The organism is Winogradskyella thalassocola, from assembly GCF_900099995.1.
Lineage (GTDB): Bacteria > Bacteroidota > Bacteroidia > Flavobacteriales > Flavobacteriaceae > Winogradskyella > Winogradskyella thalassocola.
The window spans coordinates 105,835-125,926 of sequence record NZ_FNCZ01000008.1 but is presented as its reverse complement, the minus strand read 5'-3'; the positions used below and the strand labels follow the sequence as shown (position 1 = coordinate 125,926).

General features: G+C 33.0%; 21 protein-coding genes. 2 read left to right on the top strand and 19 right to left on the bottom strand.

Features of this window, described 5'->3' with window-relative positions; all coding sequences use genetic code 11:
• Nucleotides 1-86: 86 nt before the first annotated feature.
• From BLT80_RS16235 to BLT80_RS16210, 5 genes are all read right to left on the bottom strand, one after another.
• Nucleotides 87-1,838, bottom strand: coding sequence for a hypothetical protein (locus tag BLT80_RS16235; RefSeq protein WP_092469896.1), 1,752 nt, complete (start codon nucleotides 1,836-1,838; stop codon nucleotides 87-89).
• A gap of 154 nt (nucleotides 1,839-1,992) precedes the next feature.
• A complete protein-coding gene (locus BLT80_RS16230) occupies nucleotides 1,993-2,736 on the bottom strand; it encodes a LytR/AlgR family response regulator transcription factor (RefSeq protein ID WP_245710282.1) in 744 nt (247 codons plus the stop codon).
• 338 nt (nucleotides 2,737-3,074) lie between these two features.
• Nucleotides 3,075-3,620, bottom strand: a complete 546-nt coding sequence (locus tag BLT80_RS16220; protein WP_139181091.1) for a hypothetical protein — start codon at nucleotides 3,618-3,620, stop codon at nucleotides 3,075-3,077.
• Nucleotides 3,621-3,629: 9 nt separating this feature from the next.
• Complete coding sequence (locus tag BLT80_RS16215) at nucleotides 3,630-4,295, bottom strand: hypothetical protein (protein ID WP_092469890.1); 666 nt, start codon at nucleotides 4,293-4,295, stop codon at nucleotides 3,630-3,632.
• Between the two features lie 10 nt (nucleotides 4,296-4,305).
• On the bottom strand, nucleotides 4,306-4,746 hold the full coding sequence (locus BLT80_RS16210; protein WP_092469888.1) for a hypothetical protein: 441 nt from the start codon (nucleotides 4,744-4,746) through the stop codon (nucleotides 4,306-4,308).
• A gap of 337 nt (nucleotides 4,747-5,083) precedes the next feature.
• Here BLT80_RS16210 and BLT80_RS16205 point away from each other — a divergent pair, with 337 nt between their 5' ends.
• Nucleotides 5,084-5,605 (top strand): DUF7935 family protein, encoded by a 522-nt coding sequence (locus BLT80_RS16205; RefSeq protein WP_092469886.1) that lies wholly within the window; start codon nucleotides 5,084-5,086, stop codon nucleotides 5,603-5,605.
• An 81-nt stretch (nucleotides 5,606-5,686) separates the two neighbouring features.
• Here the strand turns inward: BLT80_RS16205 and bshA are convergent, their stop codons facing one another.
• The 6 genes from bshA to BLT80_RS16175 form a co-directional block, all read right to left on the bottom strand.
• The gene (gene bshA, locus BLT80_RS16200) at nucleotides 5,687-6,826 is read right to left on the bottom strand and encodes an N-acetyl-alpha-D-glucosaminyl L-malate synthase BshA (RefSeq protein WP_092469884.1); all 1,140 of its coding nucleotides are present in this window, start codon (nucleotides 6,824-6,826) and stop codon (nucleotides 5,687-5,689) included.
• 159 nt (nucleotides 6,827-6,985) lie between these two features.
• Nucleotides 6,986-9,943 carry a serine hydrolase domain-containing protein gene (locus BLT80_RS16195; protein ID WP_092469968.1) on the bottom strand — a complete coding sequence of 986 codons (2,958 nt, stop codon included), beginning with the start codon at nucleotides 9,941-9,943 and terminating at the stop codon, nucleotides 6,986-6,988.
• Between the two features lie 135 nt (nucleotides 9,944-10,078).
• Nucleotides 10,079-11,302 carry a phosphoserine phosphatase SerB gene (gene serB, locus BLT80_RS16190; RefSeq protein ID WP_092469882.1) on the bottom strand — a complete coding sequence of 408 codons (1,224 nt, stop codon included), beginning with the start codon at nucleotides 11,300-11,302 and terminating at the stop codon, nucleotides 10,079-10,081.
• 85 nt (nucleotides 11,303-11,387) lie between these two features.
• Entirely contained in the window at nucleotides 11,388-11,873 is a 486-nt protein-coding gene (locus BLT80_RS16185; protein ID WP_092469880.1) for an ABC transporter ATPase, read from the bottom strand.
• A 35-nt stretch (nucleotides 11,874-11,908) separates the two neighbouring features.
• On the bottom strand, nucleotides 11,909-13,414 hold the full coding sequence (locus tag BLT80_RS16180; protein ID WP_092469878.1) for a PH domain-containing protein: 1,506 nt from the start codon (nucleotides 13,412-13,414) through the stop codon (nucleotides 11,909-11,911).
• On the bottom strand, nucleotides 13,401-13,919 hold the full coding sequence (locus BLT80_RS16175; protein ID WP_092469876.1) for a PH domain-containing protein: 519 nt from the start codon (nucleotides 13,917-13,919) through the stop codon (nucleotides 13,401-13,403). Before BLT80_RS16175 ends, BLT80_RS16180 begins: the two co-directional genes overlap by 14 nt.
• A gap of 434 nt (nucleotides 13,920-14,353) precedes the next feature.
• Between BLT80_RS16175 and BLT80_RS16170 the strand changes: the two genes are divergently transcribed.
• Nucleotides 14,354-14,773, top strand: coding sequence for a hypothetical protein (locus BLT80_RS16170; protein ID WP_139181090.1), 420 nt, complete (start codon nucleotides 14,354-14,356; stop codon nucleotides 14,771-14,773).
• A gap of 41 nt (nucleotides 14,774-14,814) precedes the next feature.
• Here BLT80_RS16170 and BLT80_RS16165 read toward each other — a convergent pair whose 3' ends face one another.
• The 8 genes from BLT80_RS16165 to BLT80_RS16130 form a co-directional block, all read right to left on the bottom strand.
• Entirely contained in the window at nucleotides 14,815-15,261 is a 447-nt protein-coding gene (locus BLT80_RS16165; protein ID WP_092469872.1) for a hypothetical protein, read from the bottom strand.
• 11 nt (nucleotides 15,262-15,272) lie between these two features.
• Nucleotides 15,273-15,614, bottom strand: coding sequence for a hypothetical protein (locus BLT80_RS16160; RefSeq protein ID WP_139181089.1), 342 nt, complete (start codon nucleotides 15,612-15,614; stop codon nucleotides 15,273-15,275).
• Between the two features lie 158 nt (nucleotides 15,615-15,772).
• Entirely contained in the window at nucleotides 15,773-16,303 is a 531-nt protein-coding gene (locus BLT80_RS16155) for a hypothetical protein (RefSeq protein ID WP_092469868.1), read from the bottom strand.
• Between the two features lie 209 nt (nucleotides 16,304-16,512).
• Nucleotides 16,513-16,719 carry a hypothetical protein gene (locus BLT80_RS16150; RefSeq protein WP_092469867.1) on the bottom strand — a complete coding sequence of 69 codons (207 nt, stop codon included), beginning with the start codon at nucleotides 16,717-16,719 and terminating at the stop codon, nucleotides 16,513-16,515.
• A gap of 11 nt (nucleotides 16,720-16,730) precedes the next feature.
• Nucleotides 16,731-17,513: a (Fe-S)-binding protein gene (locus BLT80_RS16145; protein ID WP_092469865.1), complete on the bottom strand. Its 783-nt coding sequence runs from the start codon at nucleotides 17,511-17,513 to the stop codon at nucleotides 16,731-16,733.
• Between the two features lie 4 nt (nucleotides 17,514-17,517).
• Nucleotides 17,518-17,706 (bottom strand): hypothetical protein, encoded by a 189-nt coding sequence (locus BLT80_RS16140; protein ID WP_092469863.1) that lies wholly within the window; start codon nucleotides 17,704-17,706, stop codon nucleotides 17,518-17,520.
• A gap of 108 nt (nucleotides 17,707-17,814) precedes the next feature.
• A complete protein-coding gene (locus tag BLT80_RS16135; protein ID WP_092469861.1) occupies nucleotides 17,815-19,131 on the bottom strand; it encodes a 4Fe-4S dicluster domain-containing protein in 1,317 nt (438 codons plus the stop codon).
• Nucleotides 19,132-19,142: 11 nt separating this feature from the next.
• Nucleotides 19,143-20,090: an MlaD family protein gene (locus BLT80_RS16130; RefSeq protein WP_092469859.1), complete on the bottom strand. Its 948-nt coding sequence runs from the start codon at nucleotides 20,088-20,090 to the stop codon at nucleotides 19,143-19,145.
• Between the last annotated feature and the right edge of the window lie 2 nt (nucleotides 20,091-20,092).

The window sequence follows — 20,092 nt, the reverse complement described above, 5'->3', positions numbered from 1 at the left end:
ATTAACCAATACCCATTTTATGTTAACTCAAAAAAAGCCATTTCAAAATATGAAATGGCTCTTTAGGTATTATTCTTCTTTTTCTATTAACTATCTCTTAGAACATGAATAGTGATTGCTAAGTTTTTTACGACACCACTCGTATCGGTATAGGTCCCAGTTATAGTCATATCGACATAACCTCCTATTGGTCCAAAATTTGATATAGTAAATTGCAGCGTATCTGGTGCATTATAATCCATATCTAACATAGACGATTGTACCCAAAAGTCTGGAGTTGTATAGGTACCTGATGTGGTTGTATCACCACCTACTCCAATTGAACCATCTTCGGATTGACTAGACACTACAAACATACCGTTTACTGGTCCTTCTTGATACGCATAGAGATCTATTAAAAGATATTCTGCAGGATCACTATCTACTTGCACGGAAATAAACTCCGTAACCGCACTACAAGCCATGATACTACCAACATTAGGTGTGCTTAAATTAAAAGGCAAAACGGTTGTTGATTGCAATGCATCGTAATCTATTCCTTCTAAAGAAAACGTATTTATGGAAGTACATTTAATAATATTCATTGCAAAAGCTCCATTAGTAACTTCAACAAATGCTTCTTGATTTCCGTAATTTAAATTCACATAACCATCCGTAACATTAGCATTACTACAGTTTACTAAGTTACCTGATATTACTTCGGTTACAGCACCTGAAAGCACAATGTCGCCATAGTTAGTATCCGTTGAAAATGGGCCTATGATTGTTGAAAACACGACTGCTCCACACTGATCATAAGCTGTTAGCGTTATGGTTTCGTTTGCAGGAATTAATCCACATATTTCACCATTTACATTAGAGAAACCTTGTCTAGGATAAACCTCTCCAGCTCTTCCTAATGTAACTTTTACATTAGAAATTGGTGTGTTTGTATCATCTACAACATTTAAACAGAATGATACCGTTGGAAATTGCGCATCACAATTCCACCAAGAAAAATGAGAAACGTCTCCAATATATACACCTCCAATTAAATCGGCTTCACCATCTTCTACCCAATAACCATTGACCTCATCAAAATGCCATAATGGAATTGTTGAAGGTGCGATTCCACTTTGCGCAGGATCTAATGGCATGTGTATTTCTGCGACATGACCATCGGCAATATTTAATGTTTGTCCAGACTCTCCTTTTAACTCCACGTTTAGCATACCGTACGTTTCTAGTAATTGTTCATCATCATTACTATTTATGGCTTGTAAATTTCCTGGCATTACATCGTATACATTAGCATGTGCAGGATCTAGATGATACATATACACATCAACATTACCAGCATAAGCGTTTCCATCTTCATCTTTAAAAGCACCATCGAACTTTACTTTAGCGCCATTAGTTAAAGACACTTCACTATTTGCTCCTGAAGACACAGAACCTGTTAAATTTTTAGCAACAAGCATAATTTGCACGTTGCTGATACCTTCTGTAGGTACTACCGTTTTTAAGCCTGTAATAAAACCTGCTTTTTCTGCGATTACATAGGCCTGTCTTTCTTTGACTTGTGCATTGCTAATCATAAAAACACCATTAGCATCAGTTGACGCTACTTTGTTTCCAATTGCAATACTTACATTACTTAAAGGCATAGACGATTCATCTACTATTTTGCCCATAAAATCTCTTTGAATATTTATACCTTGGTCTATAGCACCTATTTCATTATTACCATTACCTGAAGGAATGTCTATACCTTCCTCTTTTTCACAGGATGTAAATAGAACGCTAAACACTAGAACTAATGCTAGTGAAATTTTTGAAATTGCTTGTCTTGTTTTCATATTGTTTTATTTAAAAAGTGTTTTTAATGTATTATCACCCTTATATAAAAACAAGCTTATATTTGTTACCCGATTTTTTAAATTTTATTATTGAAACTTCCTAATCAACGCATTGAGATTGCATTCTGTTTTAGTCATATTTTGAAGTACAGCTTTAATTGAATAGCTCTAGAAACGCTTTTTTATGAGCTCTAGAAATCGGAACACGTTCTTTATTTTCTAAAACGAGATAGCCTTCGTTTTCAAAATGTCTCACTTTATTGAGGCTAACAATGTGCGACTTATGACATTTAAAAAAATCAGAGGATACCATTTTAGCAAATTTACCTAAGTTATAAGAACTTAGTAATGTGGTACTATCTTCTAAGTGGATTTTGGTGTAACCTTCGTAACCTTCAATATGTAGAACCTCATCTTGTGGAATAAAGGATAAACCTTTGGCAGTTGGTACAATGAGCTTATTATTATCAGTTACCATGGTTGAAATCAATTGCAAAAGCTTTGTGTTTTGCTCTACAGAATTTTGTGATTCAATCGCTTCTAAAGCTTTATGAACTGCGCTCTTTAAATCGGAATCATCTATTGGTTTTAAAATATAATCCATGGCATTCTGTTTAAATGCTTTTATGGCATATTCGCTAAAAGCCGTTACGAATATCATCTGAAATTTTATCAACTCTAAAGCCTCTAATAGCTCAAAACCATTAATTCTAGGCATTTGTATATCTAGAAACACGAGTTGTGGTTGCTGCTCTTTTATAGCACTAATAGCTAATTCTGGTTTTTGATAAGTGCCAATAATCTGAATACTAGGAAACAGTTTTTTGATTTTTTTCTGTAAGCCTTTTATATTAGTAATTTCATCATCAACTATTACTGCTGTTATCTGATCTATCATAGTTTTTGAATTATAAAAGTTGACTTATTTCCTTTTTCGAAATGATCTGGAAATACTTCTTCTTCGGCATAAGAGATATTCCATTTTTTAGAATTGTTTAAAAAGTGAAGTCTATCTTTTAGTACATTAGACGACTTTATCTTTCCATTTTGACTTTTATTGGTATTAACAAATCCCACTCCATCATCTATAATTTCTACTATTAAGGTCTGATTTTGTCCTTTTTTAAAATTAACAATAACTTCTCCATTATCTTCTTTATTAAATATGCTTACATAGCGAGACTAAAAAAGGCCGATAAGAGTCATGTTTTATAGTAGTGTATTAATTTAAGTCACTTACTCTCTTAACACTCTACCCTCTCCTACTATTGATCCTTGAACAGAGTTATCTGTCGCAAGTACATAATCACCTTGAAAAGTAAATTCTATATAGTCTCCTACATTCACTGGGTGCACGGTAATTGTGCACACAACAGGATTACTTGGCATGACCGTCCAGCTAGACAAAAACGTATGACCAGGAGTTAATTCTGTGAAATAAAAATTAGCTGTTAGACCATCCGATACTCCCCAATTAATATTAGTAGTATTAGTGAATGACGTGAAATCTTGAAACGTAAAATCTGCATCAACTATAACAGTCGGACCATCTGCCGTTGCCGCACCTGCTCTAAAATAAAATTTCTCAAACGTAGAATTGGGATTTGGCTCATACCGTCCTCTAGCGTAAGCATCAAAAATACGGTCAGGACCATTATTTATTGAATATTTAAAATACTCACTCGTATTTAAGGTTGGTGTTATTGTATCGTCGTCACTACTGCAGCTAAAACTCAAGAGTACTAATGCCATTAAAAGCATCGATTTAAAAAATGATTTCATAGTATTGTTTTAATCTAATATTATTCCTAAAGTGCCTTCGTAATGCCCTGTAATAGAGGTGCCATCTGAAGCTAAAAACGTATAGTCTACATCAATTGTGCTATTTGCTGGCACATTTGTATCAATGTTTATTGCATTTATGATCACCGTCGGCCCTATAGTTCCTACAGTATACCAAACTCCACTTGTTTCTGGAAGGTGACCATAATCGATTCCATTTTCTGTTCCGAAAGAATAGGGAACCACTCCATCATGAGCGATTAAAGAATCTGCTGAGTAATTAGGTACACCAGTACTTAAACTAGAGCCGATATACGTATTACCTGTCGAAATTAAACCCGAACCTAAACTTGGATTATCATCTACAGATACTTTTATTAAAGCCAATTTTGAAGTGGTATTAACCGAATAGGCATAAGCATAACCGAGACCTACATCTCCAAAAGAATCTGTAATTCTTCCATCAGTAAACATAAAGTTGTAATGATCAGGATTACCATCTGCATTGCTGTCTAATTGATCTATAGTGACGTATGCATTTACAGTTTCGTGAAACGTTGAATTTATTGTAAATCCATCTGTTGAAGCTGCTGACGTCGCATCGTCGTTATTATCACAATTAAAAAAAGTCAGTACTATAATCGACATCAATACGGTGTTTATTAATGATTTCATAATTTGCTTTTTAAGGGGCTACATAATCAATTACAACACATAATTCTACCTCTTCACCTGAGGCTAGTACAATGTCTAATCGAAGCTCATCTCCTACAGCACTTCCCGCTCTTTGGCAAGTTACCACACCTGAATGCGTTGTACCATTGATTACTATTTGTGGACTTGAATCTACAGCCCCCACCGTAAGTGCTCTTGTTACTACAAATGTACTTCCTGGACTGACCGAGTGATATACCTCAACTGCAGGAATACCTGGCCCATCATTGTTTGGAAAATAATCTGTAATTAAGTCCGATTCTGGTATTAAAGTTATGGTGCCTTGTATATCTGCCGTAAGTCCTTCATAATTACAAACACTTATGTTTGGTGCATTGCCATCGTCATTATCACAGTTAAATAATGTAAGTGTAATGGCTAGTAATAAAATTGTTTTTAAAATTGATTTCATAATTATTATATTTTAGTTTTTTATAATTCAGTTAACTCATTGAAAACTGACGTTCGAGGTTATATCAAATAACTATTAAAATTGTTACCCTCTAATTCTTTCTTTTTTAGAATTATTTTAAAAAAAGATTATTTCGTGTAAGCAATCGAAAACGATTCGATACTTTTCACGACGTAAAAGTCAATAGCTTATGCAAAATAAGCCGTACACTATAAAATGCACGTTACCATATGCCTTAAAAGCGACTTCATGGAATGAAAGACAGACTTCATTCAATTATCGGTTTTGTTTGTGCAATAGACTTAAAGGTTTTAAGTTTGTATTCTAAATTTACACTATGGATATTGACAAAATTATCGAGTTACTTTTCAGCATTGCTCCTGCTGTTATCGTTGGTGCAGTGGCTTACTATTTTTTTAAGCAACATGTAGAAAATGAAAATAGAAGAAGACAATTTTTATTGCAGAAGGATTTGCAAAAAGAAAGCTTTCCATTACGCTTGCAAGCTTACGAACGTATATCACTTTTCTTAGAGCGCGTGGCGCCTTCTAAGCTTTTAACGAGAATTCACCCTACGTCTTCTAATAAAACAGATTATGAAAGCTTACTTATTGCAACTATAGAACAAGAATTAGAGCATAACTTATCGCAACAGATTTATGTAAGCGATCAATGTTGGTCTATTACATTAGCTGCAAAAAATGCGACCATTCAATTGATTAGAAAAGCTGCCATGCAAGAATCAACAGATACAGCTGACAAACTTAGAGAGGTTGTTTTAACTGAACTTATGGATAAACCAGCACCAAGTAATGCGGCTCTTGCATATATAAAACAAGAGGTTAGTGAAATGTGGTAAAACAAAAGATGCTAAGCATAAACAAAAAAAGTCTTCCCAATAGGAAGACTTTTTTTTATTTTATAAGTAAATCAATGCCGTTTAGTTCACCACTAAAAATTCTTTCAAGGTGTCTTCATATATTTTCTCGTACATCGGTACAATATTGTGCAAGTCAAATTTCTGAGATTGTACTTTTGCATTGGCTTTAAACTGATTTAAGGTATCGATATCTGATAATATTTTAATAGCATTTTTAGACATATCATTAATCGCACTAACTTCACTCAAATAACCTGAAAAACCATCTTCGTTAACCTCTGGCAACCCACCTGTATTCGTAGAAATTACCGGTACGCTACTTGCCATAGCTTCGAGTGCAACTAAACCAAAACTTTCGGTTTGCGATGGTAACAAAAATAAATCGCTGAAACACAAAATACGATCGATTTCATTACTGTTTCCTACAAAAATAACACGATCACTTATCCCTAACTCTTCAACTAAATTCTCTGCAGCTTCTTTTTCCGGACCTTCACCAACCATCATTAACTTTGCTGGTAATTCCTTTTGAATATTATAGAAAATCTTAATCACATCCGGGATTCGTTTTACTTCTCTAAAATTACTAATATGTGTTATAATCCGTTCATCATCTTCTGCCATCATGGCGCGTTGGCAATCCGTAAAACTATGTGTATGCTTTTCTAAATCTATAAAATTAGGCACCACGTGAATCTCTCGTTTTATGTCAAACAATCGCATGGTATCTTTCTTCAAACTTTCAGAAACAGATGTTACGGCGTTAGATTTATTAATACTAAACGTTACAGCTGGTTTATAAAATGGATGACTACCAACTAAGGTAATATCAGTACCGTGCAACGTAGTTACGATAGGAACAAAAATGCCTTCATCTTTTAACATTTGTTGCGCCATATACGCGGCGTAAGCGTGAGGAATGGCATAATGCACATGTAATAACTCTATACCATGCAATTTTACCATATCTACTAATTTACTCGATAACGCCAGCTCATAAGGTTGATAAAGAAACAATGGGTATTCCGGAACATGGACTTCATGAAAATGCACATTATTACTCAACAATTCTAAACGTACAGGTTGACTATAGGTGATAAAATGAATCTCGTGACCACGTTTTGAAAGTTCTAAACCTAATTCAGTAGCTACAACTCCACTTCCTCCAAATGTTGGGTAACAAACTATTCCAATTTTCATATTTATAATATATCTATGATGTCTATTTGTACTTAGTTGAAAAGTTTTGTATTTCTATTGAAATAGGTTTCTACAGCACTCAACCAGACATTTTAATTTAATTAATAGTCTAAATAAATTTGAAAACTTACAACTTTAATAATTTTTCAACTTTCAAACTTAATCTATAATCGCCTCATAAATTAAACGCTGAATATCAGTTCTAATATTTTCTCTTAATAATAGATTTTTTCCAGCTTGTGGGTACGTTCTATTCGCTAAAAACACATATACAATTTCTTCTTCGGGATCAGCCCAAGCGTACGTACCTGTAAAACCTGAGTGTCCAAAACTGGTCATAGATAAACACCCACAAGTTGGACCTTCTTCGCCTAACTGAGGTTTATCAAATCCTATTCCGCGCCTGTTATTGTTGGCGCAGTAGTAACAGTAATTAAACTTATCTATAGTTTCACTTTTAAGATAGCGCTTACCACCATAAAACCCTTTTTGAAGATACATCTGCATTATTTTAGCAACATCATTAGCGTTACTAAAAACACCTGCATGTCCGCCAACTCCACCTTGCATAGCTGCACCCATATCATGTACATACCCATGTACTTCTTTGTAGCGATAATAATCGTCGATTTCTGTTGGGACAATTTTTTTTAAGCTGAATTTATCACGTGGGTTATACGTCGTATAATTGGCACCTAAAGATTTATAAAAACGATCTTCTGCTATTTCGCTTAATGGTTTATCATAAAAATCTTCGAGATAATCTTTAAGAATATAATATGGTAAATCGCTATATCGATATCTTAAACTTGATAATAAATCACTGTCACGTATCACTTTTTGAATAGAATCCTTGTAATCATCACGCATAAAGAGTGTATTAGTGACTTCCACAGTGAAGCCTTCAATACGCGAATTTCGGTAATATTTAGCATTTGGTTTTTTTGTTACAGAATCTAAAGTGGCATAATAAAACGGAATCCACGGCTTGAGTTGTGCATAGTGAGACAGCATTTTTTTAAGCGTCACGTTTTTCTTATTGGTGTTTTTATATTCAGGTATTAATTTGCTTAATTTATCATCTAAAGATAATGAGCCTTGCTCTTCTAACTCCATTAATACGGGTAGTGTCGCTAATATTTTTGTCAATGAGGCAACATCGTAAACATTATCAAAACCTATCTTTTCCTTTTTCTCATAGGTTTGATACCCAAAATTCTTATTGTAAATTACTTTACCTCTTCTGGCAACTACGAGCTGAATTCCCGGTGTCATTTTTCCGTCAACAGCTCGGTTAGCCACAGAGTCTATTCGACTTAAAAGTTGAGAGTCCATACCAACACGTTCTGGCAAACCATAACTTAAACTTAATAATGAATTAAAACTTTCACCCGTTCCAACAGGAAAAAATTGCCCTGCACTAACTGGTAATTTACCTTTTGCTGCAATGGCTCCAAAAATAAGCTGCGCTGATTTTTCTTGAGCTATTTTGCTGTTTTGGTAACTCATTACAATACCTTCAATATTTTCAACAGACAGTAAATCGTTTAATGCATAAGGTCTCGCAAAAACATCCAAAACAATTGTATTTGTTCTTGCTATTTCATACAACCAAGCCATTTCCTTTTGCGAAAATTCAAAGCTTTTCCATGGATTAGCATTCGATTTGTGATAGCCTACAACAACCGTATTATAATTCTGAAGTTTTGTAATTATTTCATCAAGCTTATCTGCTTTAATCTCGTGGACTTTAGTGTATTTTTTTAACTCATCTAAAAACACAGAACCGTCATCATCACCTAATGATACGTATGCAATTTTCTTAGTTTCTAAATCTCGAAGTGGTAATAATTCATTAGTATTTTTAACTACCGTAATGGCGTTTTCCATGAGTTCCTCATAGAGTAAATCGTCTTTTAACCTATTTAGATCATCAACTAAATTGTAAATTCCGATTGGAGAATAATTATTTAAACCAACCTTATATTTAGCCATCAATATTTTCTTAACTGAATGTGCTAATCGTTCTTCACTTATAGTCCCATTATTAAATGCTTCAACAAATTTAGCAATTCCTTTTTCCGGATCTTCAGACATCAGCATCACATCATTTCCTGCTAAAAATGCCATTAAATCAATTTCGCCTCCTTTTACTAAACTCTTAGTTCTTATACCATCTATACCTTTTTCAACATAATCTGCAGCACCTTTCATTGTTAGGGCATCGGTAAAAATCAAGCCCTTAAACCCTAAACTATCTTTTAAAATATCTGTAACGATATGTTTTGATAACGACGATGGAAAATCGCGACGCGACTCTAAACTCGGTACATTTAAATGCGCAACCATGACACTAGCTAAACCCTGTTTAATAAGCTTTCTGTATGGATATAACTCAATAGAATCGATACGTTTTGCACTAAAATTAATGGTTGGTAATTTTAAATGCGAATCCTCTTCTGTATCTCCATGACCTGGAAAGTGTTTTGCATTGGCTAATGTCCCAGCACTTTGCATGCCTTTCATAAATGCTAAACCTTTTTCCGTAACATTATCTCTATCCTCACCAAAAGAACGGTTACCTATGATTGGATTTTTAGGATTGGTATTAATATCTACTGCTGGTGCAAAATTAAAATGCACCCCTAAACGTTTACAATGTTCTCCTATTTGTCTACCAGCTTGTTCTACCAATTTATTATCCGTAATCGCACCAAGTGTCATATTCCATGGAAACGCATAGGTAGAATCTAAACGCATGCTTAAACCCCATTCTGCATCCATTCCTATTAGCAATGGAATTTTAGACGCGGCTTGGAATTCGTTATTTAATTTTGCTTGGCGCACTGGTCCTCCGTTAGAATAAATTAATCCACCAATATGTTGATTATTTATCAAGTTAGCGATGCCAACTTCATGTGCTTTTCCTTTATCTGAAAACACTTGCACCATAAAAAGTTGTCCTATTTTTTCTTCAATAGACATAGACGTATATAAACTATCTACCCATTTCTGTTGTTGAATAGGATCTTTAGATTGGAGTGGATTATTGAAAAGGTCTTGCCCAAAACTAAATTGAAAACAAGTACATATAAGAATAAGGGCAAGGTAACGCATTAGCAATCTTTTATCGTTTATAGGTTGAACACATAAATCATAACGAATATTGTGCCAAATTAGCATATTTAAGAGGAAGTAAAAAGACTTTAAGATACTTTTATAACCTAGGGAATAGACATTTTATTATTCAGTTTAAGATAACAAATCAATCTGACGATCATGATACCCCAATAAATACAGCACGCCATCTAACCCTATGCTAGAAATTGAACTTTGCGCATTGTCTTTTACTTTAGGCTTTGCATGAAACGCAATACCTAAACCAGCAAGATTAAGCATTTGTAAATCATTAGCACCATCGCCAACAGCAATGGTTTGACTGATATCAATTCCCATTTCGTCCGCTAATTGTTGAAGATATTCAGCTTTTTTATTACCATCGACAATATCACCAAGATAACCACCTGTTAAAGCACCATCTTTAATCTCAAGTTGATTAGCAAAGACATAATCGATATCTAATTTTTTCTGAAGATAATGTCCGAAATACGTAAATCCACCAGAAAGAATAGCTGTCTTAAATCCGTAATAATGTAATGTATCTATTAAGCGTTTGGCTCCTTTGGTAATTGGCAATCGTTCTGCCACTTCTTGTAAAACGGATTCACTCAAGCCTTCTAAAAGCTTCATGCGTTGTTTAAAACTTTCGTTGAAATCTATTTCTCCTTGCATAGCAGATTCGGTAATGGCTTTTACTTGAGCACCTACTCCTGCTAGTTCTGCAAGTTCATCTATAACTTCGGTTTGAATTAAAGTTGAATCCATATCAAAACAAACCAAACGTCTGTTACGTCTAAAAATATTATCTTCTTGAAACGCAATATCGGCATCTAACTCTCGCGAGATCTCCATAAATTTTCTAGTGAAATCAGACTTATCTCCTATTTTACCTCTAATTGACAATTGAATAGACGCTCTTGGATATTCTTCCTTTTTTACTAATGATACTCGCCCCGTTAATCGCTTAATAGAATCGATGTTTAAGTTCTTTTCTGAAATGATTTTAGTAACTTCAGATATTTGCTCTGCTGCTAATTTTTCTCCTAAAATAGTAATGATGTAGCGATCTTTACCTTGTTGGTTTACCCAGTTCTCATAATCTTCAAGCGAAATGGGTGTGAATTTGGCTTTAATTCCAAGTTCATAAGCTTTAAACAATAAATCTTTAAGAACTGCTGAAGATTTTTTACCCTTTTTAATTTCGAACATAATCCCCAACGATAGCGTATCATGAATATTAGCTTGTCCGATATCTAAAACTTTAGCATCATATTCTGCTAAAACACTTGTTAAGCTAGAAGTTAAACCCGGTCTATCTTGTCCTGAAATATTTAATAAGAAAATGTCTGTAGCCACTTTATTAAGTTTATTGTTAATCAGCTTTTACGAATCGTAAAAGTGACTAATGTATTAGAAATATAAAAGTTAGTAATGTGAAGTATTATTTAATAAAACGATTATGCCAACTTTCACTTGCAGGCACTTCCCAATTTTCATTGAATTCTGCAATATTGGTCACTAGATTATTAAAAACAACGGTATTTTTAGACACTGCTTTTTGCTGTGCCATTTTTTTAAAATCAATTAATGATTTGTACGCAATAAATTCACCTTGCTTATAAGACACATTCATTTTATCCATTAAGTCAACATCATATTGTTTCTCTAATTGTTGAATAAAAGTAACAGAAGAGTCTATAGAGCAACCTGTTGCACTATTCAAACTTTGATCCATTGCAATCACTATAAAGCGTTTGTAAACCATTTTATAACCTGCTTTTAGATCTTTTCCGTGGGCCGTCCAAGCTTCTATAAACGTATCTAATTGTGTTTTAAGTTGTTCTAACTCTTCATCTGAAAATGAACGATTGGATTGATAAATCCAAACTCTAGATTCTTCTGGTAAGGTATTAAAATCGACTAGCATATAATAATCATTTTTCTGGTTGTAAAAATACGGTTTTACATCCAATCTCTATCTTGAGATTCTACCTTATATAACAAGAGATTATAAATTGATATAGCTTCTGATTTTGAGATATAAGGAATCGTTACAGATTTTGATGCTGTTGAAATTACCAATGAAGCAATAGCTCGTGGTCTTTGAAAAATAGTCTGTTTTAGCTTTACGCTTTGAATTTTATGAATTTCGAGGATATTCGTTGTGGTATCAATGACACCACTTCCTATGGTTACAAAGTCTTCAGAAATTCTGTAATAGGCTTTTTTATAAGCAAAGTAAACATACAACGCTGCCAAAGGCATAAAAACAGCATTAATCCATAACATCTCTATGCCAAAAATAGCTAATGATAAACCATTTATAACAACTCCAAAAAGAAACATTTCTAAAGCTGAAATTCGCATAAAATAAGGTCTTGGCTTAGCAACATCTCCTTGTTCGTCATTATAATTAGACAAGAGCTTATTGACTAGATAATCTAGCTGCTCCTTCTCTAACGCCACAATGTTGAAGTTTTTTTGCTGCTTTACATTCACCATAGCTTGCTTTACAGCTATGGTATGTAATCCAAAATACTGTTTAACACGATTTGTGGTAATCACTAAATTCTGAATACGACTTGGCGTTAAACTTAAAGACACTTTATTAAAAAGACCTTTATTAATTTCTATTGTTTTTTGATGCTCAACGACTTCGAGATTAAAGTTGATTATAAATGTTTTCACAACTGAAAATAAAAATGAAATCAACACGACTCCTATTAGGATAATTACATTAGTGATTATTAGATTGAGTATAGTGGCTTCGTCTAATTCTACTAAGCCTTCAACATGTTTCTCTAACTCTAATTCTTGTAAAAAGTCTTTGAATTCACTATACAGTCCAAAACCAAACGTAAATATCAATAAAAAACTCTTAAAATGATTTTGAGATAACCCCTCTAATAGCAATCGTTTTGGAGTCACCTTAAAGAATACTTCTGGTTCTTCAATAGATTCTGATTGTTCTAGCTCTTCACTTACACTGCTTGCTTTTCTGAACAGTTTCTTCTTTAATAATAATGCCGTTGGTTTATCTAAAGCACTGATTTCAATTTCAGATTTTTTATCACCTGCAGTTTCAATTTTAACGGAAACCACATTTATAATTTGTTGCAGAAAATTTTGTTTGATATAGACGTTCTGAATTTTTGATTTGGGGATAATTGTATTATCCTTATTTATGATTCCTGTAGCTAAATGAAAATCATCCTTACTGAGATAAAACTTAAAATTGAGATATTTTAAAATAGCGATAATCAGAATAATTAATAAAACTCCTATTACTGCCAATACCATCATTGTTGGAGTAACATTGCCAATAGATTTGCTTCGAAGTATTGAAACACCAAAAGCTATAAAAAGCACAAAAAACTTTTTAACAAACGTAACAAGATTGAATGCGAAAATTACAATAATGCCTTTAGCGGATTGCCTTATGGGTTGTGAGAAATCAGTCGTTTCCATTAACCTCTGAGCTTATAAAATCATTAATACCTTTTGCTTCAAGATGATGAAGTCCTTTTATACTTAAGTCACTACCAGATTCACCCGCAGTAAAAATTTTTAGTGTTGATAAGCCGAATTGTCTTGCTAACCAGCTTCGGGATTCTTCAACATGTTGAATTCTAGAAATAGGCACTGTGGTTATAGAATGTACAATTAACCCTTTTGCGTAAATAACGTCATGACCACGAACCGCATACTTTCGTTTTTTGAAAGCTAATATGGAAATGATAAAATTGATAATACAGAGTCCTAAAACTCCAAAAAACACGTACCAAAAATTATCCTGAAAACCGTCTTCTTTAATTAAGTGCCTCACCCCAAACAAAGTGCCTAAAATTAGACTATACACTACCAGTCCATTTAGTGCTATGATTTTTAAGTATGATTTTGAAATTGGTTTTAATACTGCATCTTCAACATTTGGTAAGTCTTCTATCTGTATTTGAGGGTTTATGAATGTCATTTTTATTATAATCTATTAAGTGTTTTTAAGCTGAAATTATTCGTCTGGCAAATCTTAAGAAACGTATTTATGTCTGTATAAATTCATTGTAAAGCTACTTATTTAGTAATTAAAAACCGAATAGAATATGCAGAAGAAATATACGCAAGTAGATTAGAACTAGCAATTGAATATACATATGATTCTTGTGATGGTTAAGCACCTAAATTTAATAAGATAAAATTCAGGGTTTTTTTTTTTGAAATCATTGAGACACTCATAATAATGCATACGTGATGTTAGTCCTTATTTTCATTCTCAGAACAACTTAATTGCTCTCGTCAAAATATCAATAACCTACTCATTATATGAAGATTAACACATATACAAAGGTGAATTATTCATTAAAAATTATGTATATTGTATGACATCTAACATCTTAAATGGAAAGTATCATGGTAAAATTAAATACGGTCGTTATTGTAATTTTTATGTTTATTATTTTAATTCCAGATACCATTTTGGGACAAGAATATATTAAAAGCAACGCAACCGCAAAAATAGGATTTAGAACTGTTCACCTTATAAGTTTAAAAAATATTGAAAATGATGTCGAAATTGCTACAATTGCGGATGATTTTAATAAAGTGGTTGCTGAGTTAGGATATGAAAACATTAGTTATAACTTTTGGAAAGAAACCGAAGGTCAAGAAGGTCAATTTAAATACATTTTCGAATCCAACTGGCCTGATCAAGAGACGTTCGATAAGGTGCATGAATATAAGGAATTCCAATTAGTTTGGGAAAAGAACTATGATAAATGGAAAAGTTTAGTAAAAGAAGATATTTATAACAGATATACTCTTTTGAATTAGCTTAAAACATTAAATACAAAAATGATGAGGACCTTAATTTTTTATTCAGTCCAATTTTCAAGTTTTCCATTATCCTCAATCCAAATGTCCAAATAATAACTTTCCTCAACAGGTTTGTTTTTTATTCTCAAAATGTCAAATTTCAAATCGCTCAATCCTTTCTTAACTGTTTTAATACAATACTTATATTCATTTGGTTCCCAAAACCTCTTTATTTCCTCCTTCGTTTGATAATCTGGCATATTTACTTTGCTCACTTCTCCGTTTTTTCCAATTGTCACAAGGTATTTTTCTGAGCAATCAAAATCTTTTTTGTTTTGCCAATTCAGTTTAGACAATTCATTGAACAGGACTTTGGAAATCGTATCTCCATATTTTCTATGAACTCGTTTTGGGTCATCCACATAGTTCTCAATTTTAGAAACTTTACGCACTGTTCCATTTTGTACTTCAACTAATATTTCATTTTCGAATGTTTTATGAAACACTCCGTCCCATCTTAATAATTTCCATTAGGTATAGTGAAATCACCTGAAAACCAATCTATAAATACTTTTCCGTTATTTTCTTTATTGCCAAAAATTTCAATAATTCTTTTTGATGATGCTAATTGGTCGATATTTCGTTCTCCACAGTCAATAATGTTTTTCAGAAATAAACTATCATTTTCAATCATATAAATTGCTTGGTAACCTCTCCAACAATTTAAAGAAGCACCTTCCCTAAATTTTAATCCGAACAAACTCCCCTTATCTTCCAATTCTGTTTTCTGAAAATATTTTTCAAGTATTAAATTATAAATTGGAATTGTATCTCCTTTATAAATTATATAATCTGGCATTTGAGGACTTGCAAAACCATTTTGTGAGAAAAATAGAATTGCAAATATTATAATCGACTTAAAAAATTTATGACTTTTTCGCATTTCTAAAGTTAACTGCTGCAATTAAATATAAACGTAATTGGCTATCGTTTTTCGTTAATCCGTTTAGAATTTTTCTAATTAGTTATAAAATACGCAACATTTATTAATTCAATTGTATTAACTATTCCTAAATCTAAGGAGCTTTGTTGATCGTAAGTCAGAATACAATCAGAATTTTCATCAATTTGATAGCACGATATTGACGCATCGTTCGAAAAACTGCCTGTGGTTTGCAGGCCATCTGTATCTATGGTCAGAAGAGGTAATCCAGAGACCGCAAAATTATTAGGATTGTTTAATTTGATTTCAAATTGCAACCTTGAGGTATTATTTCCTGTATCAGGTGTAAATTCAAAGTTTAGAACTTCATATGAAAAATTTTCTAACATAGGTGGATCAATCAATTCGGGTTCGGATGGTTCTGGAAAATCACATGGCACCTCTTGAGTAATATCATAACTGTATGATTGATTATTGATTAAATAGATTTGAGGAATGGTGATTGTTTTCATACAATCATCGTCGTGGTCGTCATCTTTAGAGGAACATCCGAATAATAAAATTGCAATTAAGACTAATAAAGGTTGTTTCAAAATTTTTTTCATAATCCTGTTTTTCAAATATTACTTATTTACATCCATTTTGTTATCTGTATTTAATCTTTAAGAAACTTAAATGTACTAGAAGAGCCTATGTTTATGAAATAGGTTCCTTTAAGTAAGTTGCTAATATCAACACGGCTTTGATTCTTAGATAAAAGAACATTTTTTTCTCCGTTATTTTCACAAAGACGTTAAATAACGAAAAAAAAAGACTAGTTCTGATCTTTAGGGACTTTATATCTGAGTGCAATACTCATAAATAATCCAAAAAATAAACTGTGAAATAGAAATTTAGCAACAGAGAATGGACTTCCATCAAAATAATCGAAAGATGCCATAAAAACAGCAAAAAAGATACCGCTAGAAACACCTATAATAATTCGCTTTCGCAATGGTATTTTCTTAAAGTAATTTTCCATTGTATTAGCTATTACGCGTCAGCAATCAACTCCGCAATATCCATGACTTTAATGTCAGCTTCTTTTTCTTTGAATTTTACACCGTCTGTCATCATTGTATTACAATAAGGACAACCTGTAGCAATGATTTCTGGTTGTGTTTCTAGTGCATCTTCGGTTCTAAGAACATTAATTTCCTTATTTCCTGGTTCTGCATCTTTAAACATTTGTGCTCCACCAGCTCCACAACATAAGGCTGTTCCTTTATGTCGTTTCATTTCTACTAATGTGGCATTTGTTTTTTTAAGGACATCCCTTGGTGCGTCGTAAACTCCATTTCCTCTTCCCAAATAACAAGGGTCGTGAAACGTAATACGTTTTCCTTTATACGTATTACCTTCTAAAGTTAAACGTCCAGAACTCATCAGTTCTTTTATATATTGAGTATGATGGATAACATCATAACTACCACCAAGACTTGGATATTCGTTCTTTATACAATTAAAAGAGTGAGGATCGCATGTTACAATACGTTTTACCTCATAAGCGTTAAGCACTTCAATATTCATAACGGCTTGCATTTGAAATAAAAATTCATTGCCTGCGCGTTTTGCTACATCACCGGTATTACTTTCTTCAGTTCCTAAAACAGCAAAATTAACATTTGCTTTATTTAAGATTTTTACAAAAGCTTTGGTGATTTTTTTTGCTCTATCATCATAACTACCAGCAGAACCAACCCAAAATAAAATTTCTGGTTGCTTACCTTCTGCCATCATTTCTGCCATAGTTGGCACTATTAGTTGCTCGCTCATCTTTCTAGTTTGTTTTCTTATGAGTTACTATTAAACCAAATCCTAAACCTATTAGAATTCCTGTAATAAAACCGCCTGCAAATCCACCAAAATCATAATTACAAACTAAGTATAAAGAAATTAAGGCAAGAATAGAAATGATTATTCCTATCCGTAATCTAACTTGTGGTTTTACACTTAAAATATAACTCATTTAATTAAGTTTTAAAAGTTCAGTAATTGTGTTCCAAATAGGTTTCGACTACGCTCAACAATACAAGTATGCTAACTTCCAACTTCTGTCTTCCAGCTTCCGTCTCTCTTACTTTTCATCTTTCCAATTTAAACGGTCCATTTGGTTATAAGGCCAAGGTGCTCCGTTATTTTCTATATTGGTCATCATGTTATTTAATTCCATTGGTGCCGCACTTTGCTCCATTACTAAATAACGACGCATTTCAATAATAATTGATAATGGATCAATACTCACAGGACAAGCTTCTACACATGCGTTACATGTGGTACAAGCCCAAAGTTCTTCGTTAGTGATATAATCTCCTAAAAGTTGCTTGCCATCATCTTTAAACTCTCCGTTGTTGGCATCAATATTTTTACCGACTTCTTCTAATCGATCTCTGGTATCCATCATAATCTTACGAGGCGATAATTTTTTGCCGGTAAGATTTGCAGGACACTCACTTGTACAACGTCCACATTCGGTACAGGTATAAGCATTAAGCAATTGCACTTGACTCAAATCCATTACATCACTTGCTCCAAATTTAGCAGGCACTTCATCTTCTGCCGTTTCCGCCGGTGCTGCATAAGGATCAGCATCCGGATCCATCATTAGCTTTACTTCTGCCGTAACAGCTTCAAGATTATTGAATTTTCCTTTTGGTTCAACTTTTCCATAATACACATTTGGGAATGCTAAAAGAATATGTAAATGTTTTGAGAAGTATAAATAATTCAAGAAAATAAGAATACCAACAAAGTGTATCCACCAAGCTGCTTTCTCAATAAGATGAAGTGTTCCTTCTGAAAAACCTTCAAACCATGGCGCAATAAATTGTGAAATTACATTACCAGATCCTGCAGTCTGAAAGATTGTATCTGTTGCATTCATAACTAAAAATAAACACATTAATACAACTTCAAAATAAAGAATAATATTACCATCACTTTTTGGCCAACCTTTCATTTCAGGACTCAAGAAACGCTTAATTTTAATCACATTTCTTCGTATCCAAAATACAGTGACTGAAACCAAGACTAAAACGGCCAAAATTTCAAATGATCCGATTAAGAAACCATATAACGATGTTGGTAAAACTTGTTGTCCGATTCTATGTGTTCCAAAAAGTCCATCGATAATAATCTCTAGGACTTCGATATTAATAATGATAAAACCGACATAAACAATGGCATGTAGAAATCCCGACACCGGTCGTTTCACCAATTTACTTTGCCCTAAAGCTATGTTGACGACGTTTTTCCAACGTTCTGATTTGTGATCACTGGCATCAACCTTATGACCTAATTTAATATTACGGATTAGCTTTTTTACATTACTTGAAAAATAGCCAATACCTGCAATTAAAAGAATAGCAAAAATGATATTTGGTAAGTATTCCATGATGGATGGATCTAATTATTGTTTAATTGCTCTTGTGTAGGTTCCTCGTATGGAATCTCTTTTTTAGACAAAATACGTCTGTATCTCGCAGGATGTAATTTTATATCTAACAGTAAGAGTTGAAGTTCTTTTGATGTATTATCTAAATTATCATAAAGCGCATCGTCGTTTAACAGTTTACCCATTGTGCCTTCACCAGCGGCAAGACCAGTTACGAGTTGGTTAAGCTTTAAGATCATGTCATCTAAGTTCTTAACGGTATTTGAAAGATTTGCGTCGTTTAAATCTTTTATTAAAATGGCCAATTCTGCACTTGTTTTATCAAAATTCTCTAATACGGAAGCAATTTTCTCATCATTTTTACTGAGAAGATTATTCGCCTTAAAACCTACATTTTTAAATGTTTTTAAAGTTGCGTTTAATTCAGCTATAGTTTGTTTTAAACCATCATCCGACTCATCAACAACCAACGCATTTAAATTAGTTATTAAAGTATCTGAAGAACGTAGCGTTGTCCCTAAATCTTCACTAATACCAGAGAAATTCTTTTCTAAAGTAGAAATCATTCCTGGTTTTACTTCAGATTTAATAAAATCACCTGGCTGTGCTATTTCACCATCACTTGCTTCTACAATAGACAAGGCGTTGCCTCCCATTAAACCATCTTGGTATAAACGAACTGTGCTGTTTTTTGAAAATTTTAATTGTGGAGTTACTGTAAACGAAATACGTGTTTTACCAGAATCGAAATCGTATTTAATGTCTTCAATCTCACCAACCTTATTCCCTTTTATGGTTACCGGTGACGACATTTTTAAGGCATTATAGTCGAATTCTGTATAATAGCTGTTTGATTTATCAAACAGGTCCTCACCTTTAAGGAATGTAAATAGGTATATACAAAAGGCGATACCAGCTATGACTAATATTGCTGTTTTTACTTCTCTTGAAATTTTCAATG

Excerpts from the sequence above, each read along its gene's own strand:
- BLT80_RS16140 (WP_092469863.1), bottom strand. The coding sequence starts at position 17,706 with ATGAGTTATATTTTAAGTGTAAAACCACAAGTTAGATTACGGATAGGA.
- BLT80_RS16160 (WP_139181089.1), bottom strand. The coding sequence starts at position 15,614 with ATGCCAGATTATATAATTTATAAAGGAGATACAATTCCAATTTATAAT.
- BLT80_RS16220 (WP_139181091.1), bottom strand. The coding sequence starts at position 3,620 with ATGAAATCATTTTTTAAATCGATGCTTTTAATGGCATTAGTACTCTTG.
- BLT80_RS16195 (WP_092469968.1), bottom strand. The coding sequence starts at position 9,943 with ATGCGTTACCTTGCCCTTATTCTTATATGTACTTGTTTTCAATTTAGT.
- BLT80_RS16135 (WP_092469861.1), bottom strand. The coding sequence starts at position 19,131 with ATGGAATACTTACCAAATATCATTTTTGCTATTCTTTTAATTGCAGGT.
- BLT80_RS16145 (WP_092469865.1), bottom strand. The coding sequence starts at position 17,513 with ATGAGCGAGCAACTAATAGTGCCAACTATGGCAGAAATGATGGCAGAA.
- BLT80_RS16235 (WP_092469896.1), bottom strand. The coding sequence starts at position 1,838 with ATGAAAACAAGACAAGCAATTTCAAAAATTTCACTAGCATTAGTTCTA.
- bshA (WP_092469884.1), bottom strand. The coding sequence starts at position 6,826 with ATGAAAATTGGAATAGTTTGTTACCCAACATTTGGAGGAAGTGGAGTT.
- BLT80_RS16155 (WP_092469868.1), bottom strand. The coding sequence starts at position 16,303 with ATGAAAAAAATTTTGAAACAACCTTTATTAGTCTTAATTGCAATTTTA.
- BLT80_RS16205 (WP_092469886.1), top strand. The coding sequence starts at position 5,084 with ATGGATATTGACAAAATTATCGAGTTACTTTTCAGCATTGCTCCTGCT.
- BLT80_RS16170 (WP_139181090.1), top strand. The coding sequence starts at position 14,354 with ATGGTAAAATTAAATACGGTCGTTATTGTAATTTTTATGTTTATTATT.
- BLT80_RS16185 (WP_092469880.1), bottom strand. The coding sequence starts at position 11,873 with ATGCTAGTCGATTTTAATACCTTACCAGAAGAATCTAGAGTTTGGATT.
- BLT80_RS16180 (WP_092469878.1), bottom strand. The coding sequence starts at position 13,414 with ATGGAAACGACTGATTTCTCACAACCCATAAGGCAATCCGCTAAAGGC.
- BLT80_RS16175 (WP_092469876.1), bottom strand. The coding sequence starts at position 13,919 with ATGACATTCATAAACCCTCAAATACAGATAGAAGACTTACCAAATGTT.
- BLT80_RS16215 (WP_092469890.1), bottom strand. The coding sequence starts at position 4,295 with ATGAAATCATTAATAAACACCGTATTGATGTCGATTATAGTACTGACT.
- BLT80_RS16150 (WP_092469867.1), bottom strand. The coding sequence starts at position 16,719 with ATGGAAAATTACTTTAAGAAAATACCATTGCGAAAGCGAATTATTATA.
- BLT80_RS16210 (WP_092469888.1), bottom strand. The coding sequence starts at position 4,746 with ATGAAATCAATTTTAAAAACAATTTTATTACTAGCCATTACACTTACA.
- BLT80_RS16230 (WP_245710282.1), bottom strand. The coding sequence starts at position 2,736 with ATGATAGATCAGATAACAGCAGTAATAGTTGATGATGAAATTACTAAT.